The following is a 15,540-nucleotide window of genomic DNA, read 5'->3' as shown; positions in this document are numbered from 1 at the left end:
CCGGCCACGATGGCCGGGCCCGAACCGTGCTTCCCATACGTCAGATCGCCGCGACCGGCACGTCGTCCTGTGCGGAGCGGTCGGTCCTGGGGACCGCCAGCAGGGTGATCACCACGCCGAGCAGGGCGAATCCCGCTCCGACCGCGAAGGCCAGCCGGAAGCCTTCCGTCATCGCGTCCGCCACGGCCGCGCCGTCGGGCCGCTTGCCCGCCAGGAGCTCGCTGATGCGGGCGTTGGCCACCGATGAGAGCACGGCCAGGCCGAGCGCGCCGCCGATCTGCTGGGTGGTGTTGATGAGTCCCGATGCGAGGCCCGACTCCTGGGGTGTCACACCGGAGACGGCGACGATGGTCACGGGCACGAAGGAGAATCCGAGTCCCAGGGCCGCGACGACCGAGGGCAGCAGGACGTCCCCGGCGAACGTGCCGTTGGCGGGGATGCGGGTGAACAGCAGCAGCCCCACCGTGGTCAGCGTCAGGCCGGTGAGGAGGATGGGCCTGGGCCCGACCTTCGTCACCAACTGCGAGCCCACACCGGCCGCGATGATGCTTGCCACCGAGAAGGGCAGGTAGGACAGTCCGGCTTCGAGTGCGGAGAAGCCGAGCACCTGCTGGAGGTAGAGGGAGATGAAGAAGAACATCGACAGCAGCGCGGCGCCGACCAGCAGGGAGACCATGTTGGCGCTGGAGAGGTTGCGGTTGCGGAAGATGCGCAGTGGCATCACCGGGTGCTTGACGACGCGCAGTTCGACCAGGGCGAAGACCAACAGCAGGACGGCCGACAGCACGAGCAGTCCGATGGTCCTGCCCGAACCCCAGCCGGCCCGCTCGGCGTCCACGAGCGCGTAGACCAGCACGCTGAGACCGCCGGTCACCAGTGCGGCACCGGCGAAGTCGATCCCGGTGCGTTCATGACCGCGGCTCTCGCGGACGAGGCGCGGGGTGAGGACGGCGGCGCCGAGGCAGATCGGCACGTTGACGAACATCACCCACTCCCAGCCCGCCCACTCGGTGAGCACGCCGCCGAGCAGGACGCCGATGGCACCGCCCGCTCCGGCGAGCGCGCCCCAGATTCCGAGGGCCTTGTTGCGTTCGGCGCCTTCGGTGAAGGTCGTGGTGACGATGGACAGTGCGGCGGGCGCGATGATCGCGGCACCGAGACCCTGGCCGACACGGGCGGCGATCAGCCAGCTCGCACTCGGCGCGAGGCCCCCGAGCAGCGAGGCGACAGCGAACAGACCGAGTCCGGTCATGAACACCCGCCGCCGCCCGAGCAGATCGGCGGTCCTGCCGCCCAGCAGCAGGAAACCGCCGAAGGCGAGGGCATAGGCGTTGACGATCCACTGGACGTTGGAGTCACTGAAGTGCAGGTCCCGCTGGATCGACGGCAGCGCGACGTTCACGATCGAGGCGTCGAGCACCACCGTCAACTGGGCCGCGGCCAGGACGACAAGCGCCTTCCAGCGAAGAGGGTCCGGGGATAAGACGGAAGTGGGAGGCGTGGCCATGGCAGGGATACGCTCCTGTAAGTTAAAGTGGTAACCGGAACCGGATGTCCGATTCCGGTAAGTGACGATACGGAGGCACGGTTCCCCTTGTCAAACACCCCTCCCTCTTCCAGCGCACCCACCGGCGGCAAACTGCGGTCCGACGCCGCGCGTAACCGGCTCAAGGTCCTGGACGCCGCACGGGCCGCCTTCTCCGAGTCCGGCCGGGACGCGCAGATGGGCGATATCGCCCGCAGGGCGGGGGTGGGCGTCGGGACCGTGTACCGGCACTTCCCGACCAAGGAGTCACTGGCGGAGGCGATCGTGGAGCACCGCTTCCAGCAGACTCTGGACTTCCTCAGAAACGAGGTCCTCCCCGACCCGGACCCCTGGAAGGGCCTTGCCCGTTCCCTGGAGTTCTGCGGAATCATGCAGGAGCATGACCGCGGTTACGCGGAGACGATCACGGCGATGGTCGGCGGCAGCACCTTCGACGCGAAGGCGATCGCGGAACTCAACGAGCTCACCGACAAGGTGCTCAAGCGGGCCCAGGCCGAGGGTTCGGTGCGCAAGGACCTGACCGTCGCGGACGTGTCGCCGCTCTACATCGGTCTCTGTCATGTCGTGCAGGCCGGCGTCACCGACTGGCGCCGCTATCTGGGCATCGTCCTCGACGGACTGCGCCCGCGACCGGAGTACGGCGACTGAAAGCCCCCGAAGCAGGACGGCCTTGCTGTTGCGTCCGCGGGACGCGACAAGGCCGTGGACCGGCGCAGCCGGGTGGACCGGGCAGGCAACGGCGCGGTCCTCGGCTGAGCGGGGCCACGCACGCGCCATCCGTGTCCGACAGGCAGGCCGAGGGGCCGGCCCCTCGGGGCGGGCTCGGTGAAGTCGGCGATCTGGTGAGGGGGCGGTGAGTGCGGCTGGCGTGGCCAGCGGATCCGGCATCGCACTGCGGAATTAGTCGGTTGTTGGCAGGCAACGGGTGGCAGATACTGTCGCGGTGTTCTCAGATGCTGACGCTGCCGCGCTGTATGACGTACTGAACCCGTGGGATCCCGATGGGAGATCCGACGACGGCTTCTACTTCCCGTTCGTCATGGGTGCGGAGTCGGTCTTGGACGTCGGTTGTGGCACCGGTGCCATGTTGCGTCTTGCTCGTGAGCGTGGCCATCGTGGTCGACTGGTCGGCCTGGACCCGGACCGGGCCGCGCTGGAGCGGGCCCGGCGCCGGGCTGACGTCGAGTGGGTGGAGGGCACTGCGGCGGAGGCGGAGGGCGGCGCCGGCTTCGATCTCGCGACGATGACCGGCCATGCCTTCCAGGACCTGGTCACTGATCATGACGTGCGCGCTTCGCTCGCCGCGATCCATGGCGCTCTGCGCCGAGGTGGCCGTTTCGTCTTCGAGACAAGGCATCCGCAGGCGCGGGCTTGGGAAGGTTGGACTCCTTCGAACCCGGATGACGTGGTCGAGGTCGTCGACGAGGCCGGCCGTGCCTTGCGGTACTGGCACGACGTCGATTCCGTCGTCGGCGACGTGGTCACGATCCGTGGGACGGTGGCCCGGCCGGATGGCACGGTGCTGCGGATCCTCAGCGAAAGCCTGCGGTTTCTCGACGTTGCAGCACTCGGTGAGTTCCTTGCCGAGGCGGGCTTTGAGATCGAAGCGCAGTACGGCAACTGGGACCGGGAACCGGTCACTGCCTCCAGCCGGGAGATCATCACGATCGCTCACCGCCGGTAGGTGCCTGTCACGATTCTCCTTCCTACGGGGTGTGGGGATGCCGAGGTCGACGGCTGGTCGTCGGGTTCGGCGTTGGGTTTCTTCGCGCTTGGCGCGGAGAAGGGTGAGCGTGAGGTTGATGCCTTCTACTTCGCCGAGCCAGTGATCCTCTTCGGCCCGTCGTAGGCGGACGAGGAGGTCCGCTTCGAGCTCTTCGAGGCGATCGAGCATCTTCGGGTTGATGTGCAGCACCGGGCATCGAATGCAGGCTTCTCTGAACTTTGGGGCCGTGCCGTCCCAAAGCTTCTGATCTGCAGCTCTTTGAAACCGAACCGGTGATGCCAGAGGGACCACAGCGAGATGTTCCGGTGAGCGAGAACTGCTCCGGCTGCCGCCTCAGTACTGTGACTTCGCATGACCGACACCGAGATCGAGATCACCGCAGACCTGGTCCGCGACCTGCTGCAGGAGCAACATCCAGACCTTGCAAGGCTGGCCATCCGGGAGGTGGCGGGCGGCTGGGGCAACCAAATGTGGCGCCTCGGGGACGAGTTGGCCGTGCGCATGCAGCGCATGGACCCCACTCCGGAGCTTCAGCTGAAGGAGCGGCGGTGGCTACCGGTGCTGGCCCCGCGCTTGCCGCTCCCGGTGCCGCTCCCGGTGCGGTTCGGTGAACCGTCCGAGCGTTTCCCCAAGCACTGGACCGTGATGACGTGGGTTCCCGGCGAGCCGCTGGACCACGGCTCGATCAGCCGCGGCGACCACTCTGCCGACACGCTGGCGGGCTTCCTCCGGGCGCTCCATGTGGAGGCGCCCGCCGAGGCGCCGATCTCTACGGACTTCGGTGCCCATCCCAGGAACTGCACGGACGGCTTCGAGAACTTCTTCCAGGCCGTTGTCCCCGACGACATCGCTGCCGACGTCCGGGCTGTCTGGGACGACGCCGTTGCGGCCCACGCGTGGGAGGGTCCGCCGGTGTGGGTGCATGGCGACCTCCATCCCGCGAACGTCGTTGTCTCGGACGGAACGCTCTCGGGCATCGTCGACTTCGGTGCCATGTTCGCCGGCGATCCGGCGTGGGACCTCGCCGCGGCATGGGTGCTGCTGCCCGAGGGCACGGCCTCACGGTTCTTCGACATGTACGCGCATGCAGACGAGGCGGCGATCCGGCGCGCCCGCGGACTGGCCGCTATGAAGAGCCTCTTCCTGATGCTCATGGGGCAGAACGGAGATCGGGGCCTTCCCGGCGGCAAGCCGAACTGGGGACCTGCAGGCCGGGCGGCACTTGATCGTGTTCTGAAGGGCGTTTGACACCCAAGAAGCAGTCCAGGATTGTCCCCCCGCGACTCGCGTTCGAGGCGTCGTTGTACAAGGTTCGGCACGGCCTCATGTGGAAAGATCTGCCGGAGCATGTCACTCAAGGGCAGCGCCCACAGAGCCTCTGCCAGCGTGCCCTTGAGTACCTGAAGACCGGAGCTTGGGAGAGGGCGGTATGCGCACTGGGCGACTACGACGGCACACCGGTTCCGCCCCTTTACGGTCTGCCGGACCTTTGCATCACAGGTACCTTCGACCCGCGCCTGGGCGGCCCCGCGAAGCGCGGTGTGGCCGGGGGAGACGTCACGATGTCCGAGGGCGCGCCCGCACACGTTTCAAGCTGTTCATGGCCTATCCCGGTGTCTTCTACAGCGACGACGGCCAGATCCTGCGCGCCATGCAACGGGCCTCCCACAACGGCGGCCTGATCATGATGCACGCGGAGAACGGCATCGCCATCGACGTCCTCGTCGAACAGGCGCTGGCCGAGGGACGCACCGACCCGCGCTACCACGGCGACGTCCGCAAGGTGGCGCTGGAGGCCGAGGCCACCCACCGCGCCATCCAGCTCGCCCGCGTCGCCGGATCCCCGCTGTATGTCGTGCACGTCTCCGCCGACGAGGCCGTCGCCGAGGTCGCGGCGGCCCGCCACAAGGGACTTCCCGTCTTCGGTGAGACCTGCCCGCAGTACCTCTTCCTCTCCACCGACAACCTCGCCGAGCCCGACTTCGAGGGCGCGAAGTACGTCTGCTCCACCCCTCTGCGCCCCAAGGAACACCAGGCAGCACTCTGGCGGGGCCTCAGGAACAACGAAGTCCAGGTCGTCTCCACCGACCACTGCCCCTTCTGCTTCTTGGGACAGAAGGAGATGGGCCGCGGCGACTTCTCGAAGATCCCCAACGGAATGCCTGGCGTGGAGAACCGGATGGACCTCCTCCATAAGGCGGTCGTGGACGGCCACATCTCGCGCCGCCGCTGGATCGAGACCGCCTGCGCCTCCCCGGCCCGGATGTTCGGCCTCTACCCGAAAAAGGGCACCATCGCCCCGGGCGCCGACGCCGACGTCGTCATCTACGACCCCGCGGCCGAACAGACCATCTCCGCCGAGACCCATCACATGAACGTCGACTACTCGGCGTACGAAGGGAAGCGGATCACCGGCCAGGTCGAAACGGTCCTCTCACGCGGTGAGGTCGTCATCGACGGACGAAAGTTCACCGGCCGGGCCGGCCACGGCATGTACACCCCGCGCGCCACCTGCCAATACCTGGACTAGGAGCACCCGTCATGGACTTCGGACTCGTCCTCCAGACCGACCCGCCCGCCTCGGCCGTCGTCGGCCTGATGCGCCGCGCCGAGCGCAACGGCTTCCGCTACGGCTGGACCTTCGACTCGGCGGTGCTCTGGCAGGAGCCGTTCGTCATCTACAGCCAGATCCTCGAACACACCGAACACCTTGTCGTCGGCCCCATGGTCACCAACCCGTCCACCCGCACCTGGGAAGTCACCGCCTCCACCTTCGCCACCCTCAACGACATGTTCGGCAACCGCACCGTCTGCGGCATCGGACGCGGCGACTCGGCGATGCGCGTCGCCGGACGCAAGCCCAACACCCTGGCCCGCCTCGGCGAGGCCATCGACGTCATCCGCGACCTCGCCGAGGGACGGGAAGCCACCGTCGACGGTCAGCCGGTCCGGATCCCCTGGGTGAAGGACGGCAGACTGCCCGTCTGGATGGGTGCGTACGGCCCGAAGGCGCTCGCCCTGGCCGGACAGAAGGCCGACGGTTTCATCCTCCAGCTCGCCGACCCGTTCCTCACCCAGTGGATGATCAAGGCGGTACGGGACGCGGCGGCACAGGCGGGCCGCGACCCGGACTCCGTGACCATCTGCGTCGCCGCCCCCGCCTATGTGAGCGACGACCTCGACCATGCCCGCGAGCAGTGCCGCTGGTTCGGCGGCATGGTCGGCAACCATGTCGCGGACCTGGTCTCCCGGTACGGCGAGCACTCCGGACTCGTCCCCGAGGCCCTGACCGCGTACATCGCCGGCCGGTCCGGCTACGACTACAGCCACCACGGCCGCGCCGGAAACCCCGACACGACCTTCGTGCCGGACGAGATCGTCGACCGGTTCTGCCTGCTGGGCCCCGCCGAGGCACACATCGAGAAGCTCCGGGCCCTGCGGGACCTGGGCGTCGACCAGTTCGCCGTCTACAACATGCACGATGCACGCGAGGCGACGATCGACGCCTACGGCTCCGAGATCATCCCCGCCCTGTCCGCCTGACCCGTCCGCCCCACGGTCGTACGCACACGGTTGTACGCACCGCCCTCCCGGTTGTACGTACCCCCGTGCCCCGTCCCGCACGGCACCGCTCCCGAGCGAAGGGTCCAGCCGCCATGACATCGACCGTCCCACCCACCCCACCCGTCCCACCGCTTCCACCACAGGACCGGATAGCCGACCCGTCGGGCCGCATCGAACTCACCCCCGGCGCCGTCCCCTCCGACAACCGGTTCGTCAATGAGGACCTGCTGCCCGTTCCGCTGGAACGGCGCCGCTGGACGACGTACAACTTCGCCGCGCTCTGGGTCGGCATGGCCCACAACATCCCGTCCTGGCTGCTCGCCTCCGGCCTGGTGGCCCTCGGCATGGACTGGAAGCAGGCCGTCCTCACCATCGCGCTCGCCAACCTGATCGTGCTCGGCCCGATGCTGCTCACTGGGCACGCCGGACCCAAGTACGGCATTCCCTTCCCCGTTCTGGCCCGCGCCTCCTTCGGTCTGCGCGGCGCCAATCTGCCCGCGGTGATCCGGGCCGCGGTGGCCTGTGCCTGGTTCGGCATCCAGACCTGGATCGGAGGCGTCGGCATCTTCACCCTGTTCGGGAAGATCTTCGGCGGCTGGGCCGAGGCGTCCGAGATCGGCGGGCAGCCGTGGACGCTCTGGCTCTGCTTCATCCTCTTCTGGGCGCTCGAACTCGCCATCATCCACCGGGGGATGGACACCCTGCGGCGGTTCGAGAACTGGGCCGCCCCGTTCGTCATCGTCGGCGCCGTGGTGCTGCTGGTCTGGGTCGCCGTCAAGGCGGGCGGCTTCGGCCCGCTGCTCGACCAGCCCTCCGAGCTCGGCTGGGGCAAGGAGTTCTGGCCGGTCTTCTTCCCCTCCCTGATGGGAATGATCGCCTTCTGGGCCACGCTCTCCCTGAACATCCCCGACTTCACCCGCTTCGGCGCCGGCCAACGCGCCCAGATCTGGGGCCAGTCGCTCGGCCTGCCGACCACGATGACGCTCTTCGCCCTGCTCTCGGTCCTGGTCACCTCCGGCTCACAGGCCGTGTACGGGGAGGCGATCTGGGATCCGGTCCAGCTGGTCGCCAGGACCGACAACGTCTTCGGGCTGCTCTATGCCCTGGTCACGGTGCTCGTCGCGACGATCTCCGTGAACATCGCGGCGAACGTCGTGTCACCCGCGTACGACCTGGCGAACCTCGCACCCAGGCTCATCAACTTCCGTACGGGCGCTCTGATCACGGGTGTCGTCGGCGTCCTCATCATGCCGTGGAAACTCACCGAGACCCCCGAGCTGTACATCTTCACCTGGCTCGGACTGGTCGGCGGACTGCTCGGTACGGTCGCGGGGATTCTGATCGCCGACTACTGGATCGTCCGCCGCACCGTGCTCGACCTAGCGGACCTCTACCGTCCCGGCGGCCGCTACTGGTACGCGAACGGCTGGAACTGGCGGGCGGTCGCCGCGTTCGCGGTCGGCGGCATCCTGGCGATCGGCGGCTCCCACTCGGCCCCCGGCACGGGCCCGTTCCCGGCCGACGGCCTGATCCCGTTCCTCAAGCCGCTCGCGGACTACGGCTGGGCGGTCGGGCTGGCCTCGTCGCTGGTGCTGTACGTGGTGCTCAGCGGCCGGGCCGGGGTCACACCGGCGTCGTCGTACGGCTCAGCAGCGCGTTGATGTCGAAGCTCTGGTCCGGCGGCGGCGTGGCCGTGGGTACCGGCTTGTCGAAAGCCGAGAAGTCCATGACCGCGTTCGCCCGACCGTCCTGCGCCGTGATCCTCAGCGGGTAGGGCTTGCCCGTGGCCGCGACGTACAGCGTCAGCGTCCTGCCGTCCCTGAGCCTGGTCAGTGGTACCACCGAAGCCCCGTCGAGCGTGGTCTTCCTGCCCTTGTTCAGGGTTCCCCGGTCGTTGTCGGCGTTGTCACTGACCAGTTTCTGGAAGGTCTTCAGATCGCATCCGTTCACCAGACCGCGAAGCCTCGGGTCGTCGGCCGAGCTCTTCATGTAGCGCCCGTTGAGGATTGCGGCGAAGGCCGAGCCACGGCCCGGAACCTGGTTCTTCCAGAAGTCCTCGTCGGGCTTGACCCAGACGTCGTTGCCGCGCTTCACGATCCGGGCCGACCCCTGGTGGTTGCCGAGGTCCAGTGAACCGTTGCAGTTGCCGTCCCGGTCAAGGGTGAGATCCAGGGCCGGCGCCGGGTTGCCGCTGCCGAAGTGGCCATGCGTGCTGAGGTGCAGGGAACGGACGCCCAGCAGCGCGTCCCGTGAGTGGTCGGCGATCTGCTGGGCGGAGAGCGTGTCGATGTCGTTGTCCGCCCGTGCCGCACCGCCGCCGATGACGCTGCCGCTCGTGAGTCCCACCGCGAGGACAGCAGCCCAGGCGGCCTGGCGTGTGCCGATGAGTCGGCCGGTCACGGCGCCTCCCTCGAAGGACCCGTCGGGCCTGTTCAGGTGTGCGATGCGATCCTTTTGAGAGTACGCCGGGGCGGGGCCGGTCGCGCGGCGGAGGCAGCCGTCGGACCGGCCACCCGTCCCGGGCGAAGGTGGATCGAACCGCACCGTCGGATGCGTCTGGAACTCTCCCTCGAACTCCGCTTCCACGCGCCCCCAGCGGTACTTTCGCTCCTTCCGTCAGCGAACGCAGCAATCGGCACCGGCAGTCTCCGGCGACTCTCCGCCGAACGGTTGAGCGGACCGCCCACTACTCGTTACCCTCCGGTAAGTTCGTTCGGGCGTACAGGTGCGGGCGCGCGCACCTGCCGATACGAGGAAGGCAGGCAGCCCATGTCCTCAGCGGAAGCCGTCGAAACCACCGAACCGGCCGGCCCGCCCGGCCCGAGCGGGCTGGCCGACAGCGCACGGGAGCTGGCCGAAGGCCGTACCACCTCGACCGAACAGGTGTCCGCCGCCCTGAGCCGTATCGAATCGAGCCAGGGCACCCTCAACGCTTTCAGGCACCTGCGCGCCGAGGCCGCACTCGTTGAGGCCGCCGAGGCCGACCGCCGGCTCGCCGCGGGGGAGCGGCTGCCGCTGCTCGGGGTTCCGGTCGCAGTCAAGGACGACACCGATGTCGTCGGGATGCCGACCCACTTCGGCTGCGACGGCGATCTGCCCGCCGCCATCGCCGACAGCGAGGCCGTACGCAGGCTGCGGGCGGCCGGGGCCGTGATCGTCGGGAAGACCAATTCCTGCGAACTGGGCCAGTGGCCGTTCACCGAGGGGCCGGCCTTCGGCGCCACCCGCAATCCCTGGAACACCGGACACACCCCCGGCGGCTCGTCCGGCGGTTCGGCGGCGGCCGTCGCGGCCGGGCTCGTACCCGCCGCGCTCGGCTCGGACGGCGCCGGGTCCGTCCGTATCCCCGCAGCCTGGACCCATCTCGTCGGCATCAAACCGCAGCGCGGCCGGATCTCCGTCCACCCACAGAGCGACGCCTTCCAGGGCCTGACGGTCAACGGCCCCCTGGCCAGGACCGTCGCCGACGCCGCCCTGCTGCTCGACGCGGTCGCCGGACCCCATCCCGACGACCCGCACCGCCCTCCCCCCGTCGAGGCATCGGCCGCCGCCCGCCGCGACCCGGGCAGACTGCGCATCGCCCTCGCCTGGCGCCCCCCACTCACCCTCACCGGCTCCACGCCTCACCCCGATGTACGACGGGCCGTCACCGCACTGGCCGAGGTCCTCGCCCGCCTCGGCCACGACGTCGAGGAGGCCAGGCCCCGCTACGGGCTGATCGGCCTCGGCTTCGTCCCCCGCGCCACCGCCGGGATCGCCGAACTCGCCGCCCGCCACCCCGACCCCGCCCTCCTCGACCCGCGCACCCGCAGCGCCCTGCGCACCGGCACCCGGCTGGGCGGCCGGGTGGTGCGCGCGGCCAGGGAGCGTGAGGTGCGCCAGCACCGCAGGATCGGCGCGTTCTTCCACACGTCCCGGGACGGCGCCGGTTACGACGTACTGCTCACCCCGACGACCGCCCTGCCACCGCCCCCGATCGGCAGGTTCGACGGGCTGAGCGCCTGGCGCACCGATGTGACGATGGCCGAGGCCTGCCCGTACGCCTGGCCCTGGAACGTACTGGGCTGGCCCGGCATCAACGTACCGGCCGGGTTCACCGCCGACGGGCTGCCCGTCGGCGCCCAGTTGCTCGGACCGTCCCGCAGCGAGGAACGGCTGATCTCCCTCGCCGCCCAGCTGGAGGCCGACCGGCGCTGGTACGAGCACCGGCCCCCCGAACCGTCTCCCTCGGTCAGGCCCGGCAGCGGGCGCTGACCACCCCGGCCGCCGCCCGCCTCTGCACTCCCTCCATGGCGCTGCAGCGCTCCGGATGGCCGGCCCGGTGCGGGCCGATCGGCGCGTCGGTGAATTCGTCGCCAGGCCACCCGACCGGACCACCGGGCCCGGTTTCGAGAGCCTCACTCGCCGGGGACGCGAAGTCGGCACGCTTGCCGCCCGCGGTCTCACCAACGAGGAGATCGCCGCACACATGGTGATCAGCCCGTCCACCGCGAAGACCCCCATCAGCCGCGCCATGACGAAGCTGGGCGCCTGCGATCGGGCGCAGCTCGTCGTCCACGCCTGTGAATCGGCCTTGTCGCACCCCGGGAACCCCGCCCCCTGAAGATGGCGAGGCGGGAGCCCCGCCCGCCCGGTCCACGGCGGCGGACGGTCGCACCGGAGCGTCGTAGGCGGGATCATGGACTGGAACGGAGTGGATGGGTGGTGACCATCATGGCGTCCGCAGGCTCGCACTCGGCGCCCGGAGCCGAACCGTCGCAGCCCAGCACCCCTCAGCTCTCCTTCGACACGGCGAACGACGCGACCGTGGTGGTTGCCGGTACCGGAACGGTCATCGGCTGGACGCACAGCGCACAGGACCTGCTGGGGTACCGCGCCGCCGAGGTGGTCGGGCGGTCCGCCGGTTTCCTCCTCGCGGTGCCCGAGGACCGGGTAAGAGTGGCGAGGATCGTCGAGCGGTGCCGTGCGGGCGCGGGGTGGAGCGGTGTCGCCGACGTGCGGCGGCGCGACGGTCGCTGTATCGAAGTGGATCTGCGGATCTCGGCCTCGTTCCACTTGGACGGCCGGGAGTGTTTCCTGGCGTCCGCACGTGAACGGCGACCGGAGTGGACGGTCGGGCAGTCGGTGCTCGACGCCTTCTTGACCAGCTCGCCGATCGGTATCGCGGTGATGAGCCCGCAACTGCGCTACGTCTGGATGAACGACGCCCTGGAACGCATCGGCGGCGTCCCGCGTGAGCAGCGCGTGGGCCGCCGAATGAGCGAAGTGCTCCCGGGACTGGAGGTCGACGTCATAGAGACCCTGATGCGCCGTGTGCTGGACACCGGGATCCCTGCCATCGACTACGAGTACCGGGGCTGGAGCTGGTCCGATCCGCACCGTGAGCGGGCCTACTCCACGTCGTTCTTCCCCCTGACGACCGGCGACGGCACCGTCACCGGCATCTGCTACATGGTCCTGGACGTCACCGACCGGTGGAAGGCCCAGCAGCGCCTGGCCCTGGTCAACGACGCCGGAGCCAGCATCGGCTCCACCCTGGACGTGGTGCGCACGGCTCAGGAGCTGGCCGATTTCGCGGTGCCGCGGTTCGCCGACTTCGTCACCGTCGACCTGCTGGAGCCGGTCGCCAGCCCCGAGGCGCCCGGCCCGTGGCCTTCGGGCACAGCGCCTTGTGGTACGGGAGCCGCCCGCCCCGGTGCGGGTAGCGCGTCGTCCCGGCCGAGGATGCGCCGTGCAGGGTTGAGCTCGGTGCGGGAGGGCTGCCCCGAGGCGGTCTACCGGGTCGGGGACCTGGTGGATTCCGTGCCCCCGCGCCACGACGTCCGGTTCCTCACGGACGGCGAACCCCTCCTGATCCCTGTCCTCGACTCCGTCAGGCATCTGTGGGCGGTCGAACAACCCGCCAAGGGAGCGGCCATCCGCGAATTCGGTCTCCACTCCCTCATCGCCGTACCCATGCGGGCCCGGGACACGGTGCTCGGCCTGACCACCTTCATCCGATCGTTGAATCTGTCCCCTTTTGAGCCGGACGACGTGCTGCCGGCCCGCGAACTGGTGGCACGGGCGGCGGTATGCGTGGACAACGCCCGCCGCTACACCCATGAGCACGCCGCGGCTCTCACACTGCAGCGCAGTCTGCTCCCGCACATGCTGCCCGGAGGGATGGCCCTGGACGTGGCCTCCTCGTATCTCCCGGCGGACGCCAAGGACGGTGTCGGGGGCGACTGGTTCGACGTGATCCCGCTGTCCAGCGCCCGGGTCGCCCTGGTCGTCGGCGACGTCGTCGGACACGGCATCAGCGCCGCAGCGACCATGGGCCGGCTCCGCACGGCGGTGCACACCCTCGCCGACATGGACCTTCCTCCCGACGAACTGCTGGCCCACTTCGACGACCTCGTACTCCGTCTGAGCGACGAGGAACCCGACGGCGGGGCGAGCGGCACGACCGTGCTCGGTGCCACCTGCCTGTACGCCGTCTACGACCCGGTCACCCAGCTCTGCACGATGGCGCGCGCCGGCCACCCGCCCCCCGTGGTTGTCTCCCCGGACGGGCGTGTCAACTTCCCCGAACTGCCCGCAGGACCCCCGCTCGGCCTGGGGGGCCTGCCCTTCGAGGCAGCGGAGATCGAGCTGCCGGAAGGCAGCCTGATCGCCCTCTACACCAACGGTCTCATCGAAGGCAGGGACCGGGACGTCGAACTGGGGATGTCCCGCCTCGGCGGCGCCCTGGCCCAGCGCGGACTTCCCCTCGACGCACTGTGCGCGACGGTCGTGGAGCAGCTGCTCCCCGTGCCGCAGCCCGACGACGTCGCCCTGCTGCTCGCACGCACCCACGAACTGAGCGCCGAGCACGTCGTCTCGTGGGACGTGCCCCCGGACCCGGCAGCCGTCGCGGGCCTCCGGGCCCGGACGGCCCGCCTGTTGAGGACCTGGGGCCTGGAGGAGCTGGAGATGACGACCGAGCTGATCGTCAGCGAGCTGGTCACCAACGCGCTGCGCCATGCCACCGGGCCGATCCGGCTGCGTCTGCTGCGCCAGTCCGTCCTGGTCTGCGAGGTCTCCGACGCCAGCAGCACCTCGCCTCGGCTGCGCCACGCCAGGACCACGGACGAGGGCGGTCGCGGCCTCTTCCTCGTAGCCCAGCTCACCCGCCGCTGGGGTACCCGCCACACCCCCGAAGGCAAGACCATCTGGACCGAGCAGGAACTCCCGGCGACAGAAACGTGAGGATGTTCCGGGGAAGCCGTTTGCCGGTCGGTCTTGCGGCACCGCCTCTGCAGCACCGCCTCTACGGCACCCGAGCGGTCCACTCCTCGGTGCCGAACTTCGTACGCACGAGCTCCTCGGCCTGAGCCATCTCCTCGTCCGTCACCTTGCCTTGCGTGAGGCCGTGCCGGTTACGGAACGAGTCGATCATCCGCTCGATGACGGCCTCGCGCGCCAGTCCGGTCTGGCGGCGCAACGGGTCGACACGCTTCTTCGCGCTCTTGGTGCCCTTGTCGGAGAGCTTCTCCTTGCCGATCCGGAGCACCTCCAGCATCTTGTCGGCGTCGATGTCGTACGACATGGTCACGTGGTGCAGAACGGCACCCTCCCCGCCGACCACACGCTTCTGCGCCGCGCCCGCGATCTTCCCCGCGTCCGTGGCGATGTCGTTGAGCGGCTGGTACCAGGCCTTGATGCCCATGTCGCCGAGCGCACCGAGCACCCAGTCGTCGAGATAGGCGTAGCTGTCGGCGAACGAGAGGCCGGAGACGAGGGAGTCCGGGACGGAGAGCGAGTAGGTGATGGTGTTGCCGGGCTCCACGAACATGGCCCCACCACCGGATATGCGGCGGACGACCGTGATGCCGTGGCGTTCGGCGCCTGCCGGGTCGACCTCGTTGCGCAAGGACTGGAAGCTGCCGATGATCACGGCGGGCGAGGCCCACTCCCATACCCGGAGCGTCGGCGGACGCCGGCCCGCGGCGACCTCGGCGGTGATGACCTCGTCGAGCGCCATGTGGAGCGCGGGGGACTGCGGGGCCTCGTGGATGAGCTGCCAGTCGTAATCGCTCCACTCGCTGGCGTGCGCAAGGGCCCGGCGTACGGCGACGGCGACGCCCTCGGAGGTGAGGCCGAGCATCACGGTCGAGGCGGGGAGAGCCGCGTCGATCCGGGCTGCGAGACCGGCGGTGTCGGTGTTGGCCGGGGCGCCCTCCAGCGCCGCGTCGATGGCGAGGATCGCCTCGTCGGGTTCGAGGAAGAAGTCCCCGGCCACCCGTACGTTGCGCAGGGCGCCGCCCTCGACGTCCAGATCGACCACGACGAGCTTGCCGCCGGGGACCTTGTACTCACCGTGCACAGCTCTGCCTCCAGATCCGCCCGACTCCTCGATGAATCGGGTCCGATCGGCTACAACGCTGCCACCATGCGGGATTAATCCGGATCCGGCTTCCACGCCTCCGGATTCCGCAGCCGCGCCCCAGTCACGACGACTCCGGCAACCGGTACCGCTCGTACGGCAACGAGAACGGGGAATTCGACGAGAACGGACTGATGGCCGTATGGCCGGCATGCCTGTGTCGATGACCTGCCGATCAAGGAAACGGACCGCAAGTACCACTGGCCGCTCGTGCGCCGCCCCGACGATCACACCGGTCTCAGCGACCTCGGTTCTGATCCCGGACCCACCCCTCCCGTCCCCGGCGGCGACGCGGCCGGG

Annotated in this window: 11 protein-coding genes and 3 pseudogenes; 11 read left to right on the top strand and 3 right to left on the bottom strand. The window is 69.5% G+C overall.

Annotation, left to right across the window (positions count from 1 at the left end; genetic code table 11):
- Nucleotides 1-40 precede the first annotated feature (40 nt).
- Nucleotides 41-1,507, bottom strand: coding sequence for an MFS transporter (locus tag ABTZ94_RS12520; protein WP_351200253.1), 1,467 nt, complete (start codon nt 1,505-1,507; stop codon nt 41-43).
- A gap of 87 nt (nt 1,508-1,594) precedes the next feature.
- Between ABTZ94_RS12520 and ABTZ94_RS12515 the strand changes: the two genes are divergently transcribed.
- From ABTZ94_RS12515 to ABTZ94_RS12485, 7 genes and pseudogenes are all read left to right on the top strand, one after another.
- Nucleotides 1,595-2,194, top strand: coding sequence for a TetR/AcrR family transcriptional regulator (locus ABTZ94_RS12515; RefSeq protein WP_351200251.1), 600 nt, complete (start codon nt 1,595-1,597; stop codon nt 2,192-2,194).
- 391 nt (nt 2,195-2,585) lie between these two features.
- Complete coding sequence (locus ABTZ94_RS12510) at nt 2,586-3,230, top strand: class I SAM-dependent methyltransferase (RefSeq protein WP_502967231.1); 645 nt, start codon at nt 2,586-2,588, stop codon at nt 3,228-3,230.
- Nucleotides 3,231-3,395 (top strand): hypothetical protein, encoded by a 165-nt coding sequence (locus ABTZ94_RS12505; protein WP_351200247.1) that lies wholly within the window; start codon nt 3,231-3,233, stop codon nt 3,393-3,395.
- Between the two features lie 228 nt (nt 3,396-3,623).
- Nucleotides 3,624-4,520 carry an aminoglycoside phosphotransferase family protein gene (locus tag ABTZ94_RS12500; protein WP_351200245.1) on the top strand — a complete coding sequence of 299 codons (897 nt, stop codon included), beginning with the start codon at nt 3,624-3,626 and terminating at the stop codon, nt 4,518-4,520.
- A gap of 334 nt (nt 4,521-4,854) precedes the next feature.
- Nucleotides 4,855-5,802: pseudogene (locus ABTZ94_RS12495) on the top strand (amidohydrolase family protein); the annotation flags it as partial.
- An 11-nt stretch (nt 5,803-5,813) separates the two neighbouring features.
- Entirely contained in the window at nt 5,814-6,815 is a 1,002-nt protein-coding gene (locus ABTZ94_RS12490) for a TIGR03842 family LLM class F420-dependent oxidoreductase (protein ID WP_351200243.1), read from the top strand.
- A gap of 113 nt (nt 6,816-6,928) precedes the next feature.
- Nucleotides 6,929-8,497: an NCS1 family nucleobase:cation symporter-1 gene (locus ABTZ94_RS12485; protein WP_351200241.1), complete on the top strand. Its 1,569-nt coding sequence runs from the start codon at nt 6,929-6,931 to the stop codon at nt 8,495-8,497.
- Here ABTZ94_RS12485 and ABTZ94_RS12480 read toward each other — a convergent pair.
- On the bottom strand, nt 8,460-9,236 hold the full coding sequence (locus tag ABTZ94_RS12480; RefSeq protein ID WP_351200239.1) for a hypothetical protein: 777 nt from the start codon (nt 9,234-9,236) through the stop codon (nt 8,460-8,462). The genes ABTZ94_RS12485 and ABTZ94_RS12480 overlap by 38 nt on opposite strands.
- 369 nt (nt 9,237-9,605) lie before the next feature.
- Here ABTZ94_RS12480 and ABTZ94_RS12475 point away from each other — a divergent pair, with 369 nt between their 5' ends.
- From ABTZ94_RS12475 to ABTZ94_RS12465, 3 genes and pseudogenes are all read left to right on the top strand, one after another.
- A complete protein-coding gene (locus tag ABTZ94_RS12475) occupies nt 9,606-11,090 on the top strand; it encodes an amidase (RefSeq protein WP_351200238.1) in 1,485 nt (494 codons plus the stop codon).
- An 85-nt stretch (nt 11,091-11,175) separates the two neighbouring features.
- A pseudogene (locus tag ABTZ94_RS12470) lies at nt 11,176-11,439 on the top strand (helix-turn-helix domain-containing protein); the annotation flags it as partial.
- 110 nt (nt 11,440-11,549) lie between these two features.
- Nucleotides 11,550-14,063 (top strand): SpoIIE family protein phosphatase, encoded by a 2,514-nt coding sequence (locus tag ABTZ94_RS12465; RefSeq protein ID WP_351200287.1) that lies wholly within the window; start codon nt 11,550-11,552, stop codon nt 14,061-14,063.
- Between the two features lie 61 nt (nt 14,064-14,124).
- Here ABTZ94_RS12465 and lplAB read toward each other — a convergent pair whose 3' ends face one another.
- Nucleotides 14,125-15,180, bottom strand: coding sequence for a lipoate-protein ligase LplAB (gene lplAB, locus ABTZ94_RS12460; RefSeq protein WP_351200236.1), 1,056 nt, complete (start codon nt 15,178-15,180; stop codon nt 14,125-14,127).
- A 125-nt stretch (nt 15,181-15,305) separates the two neighbouring features.
- On the opposite strand from lplAB, the pseudogene ABTZ94_RS12455 reads away from it, so the two are divergent.
- A pseudogene (locus ABTZ94_RS12455) lies at nt 15,306-15,540 on the top strand (DUF1348 family protein); the annotation flags it as partial.

Origin of the sequence: Streptomyces sp. NPDC002785, assembly GCF_040295565.1 — a bacterium.
Lineage (GTDB): Bacteria > Actinomycetota > Actinomycetes > Streptomycetales > Streptomycetaceae > Streptomyces.
The sequence above is the reverse complement of the archived record's forward strand: the minus strand, read 5'-3'. Positions and strand labels throughout refer to the sequence as shown.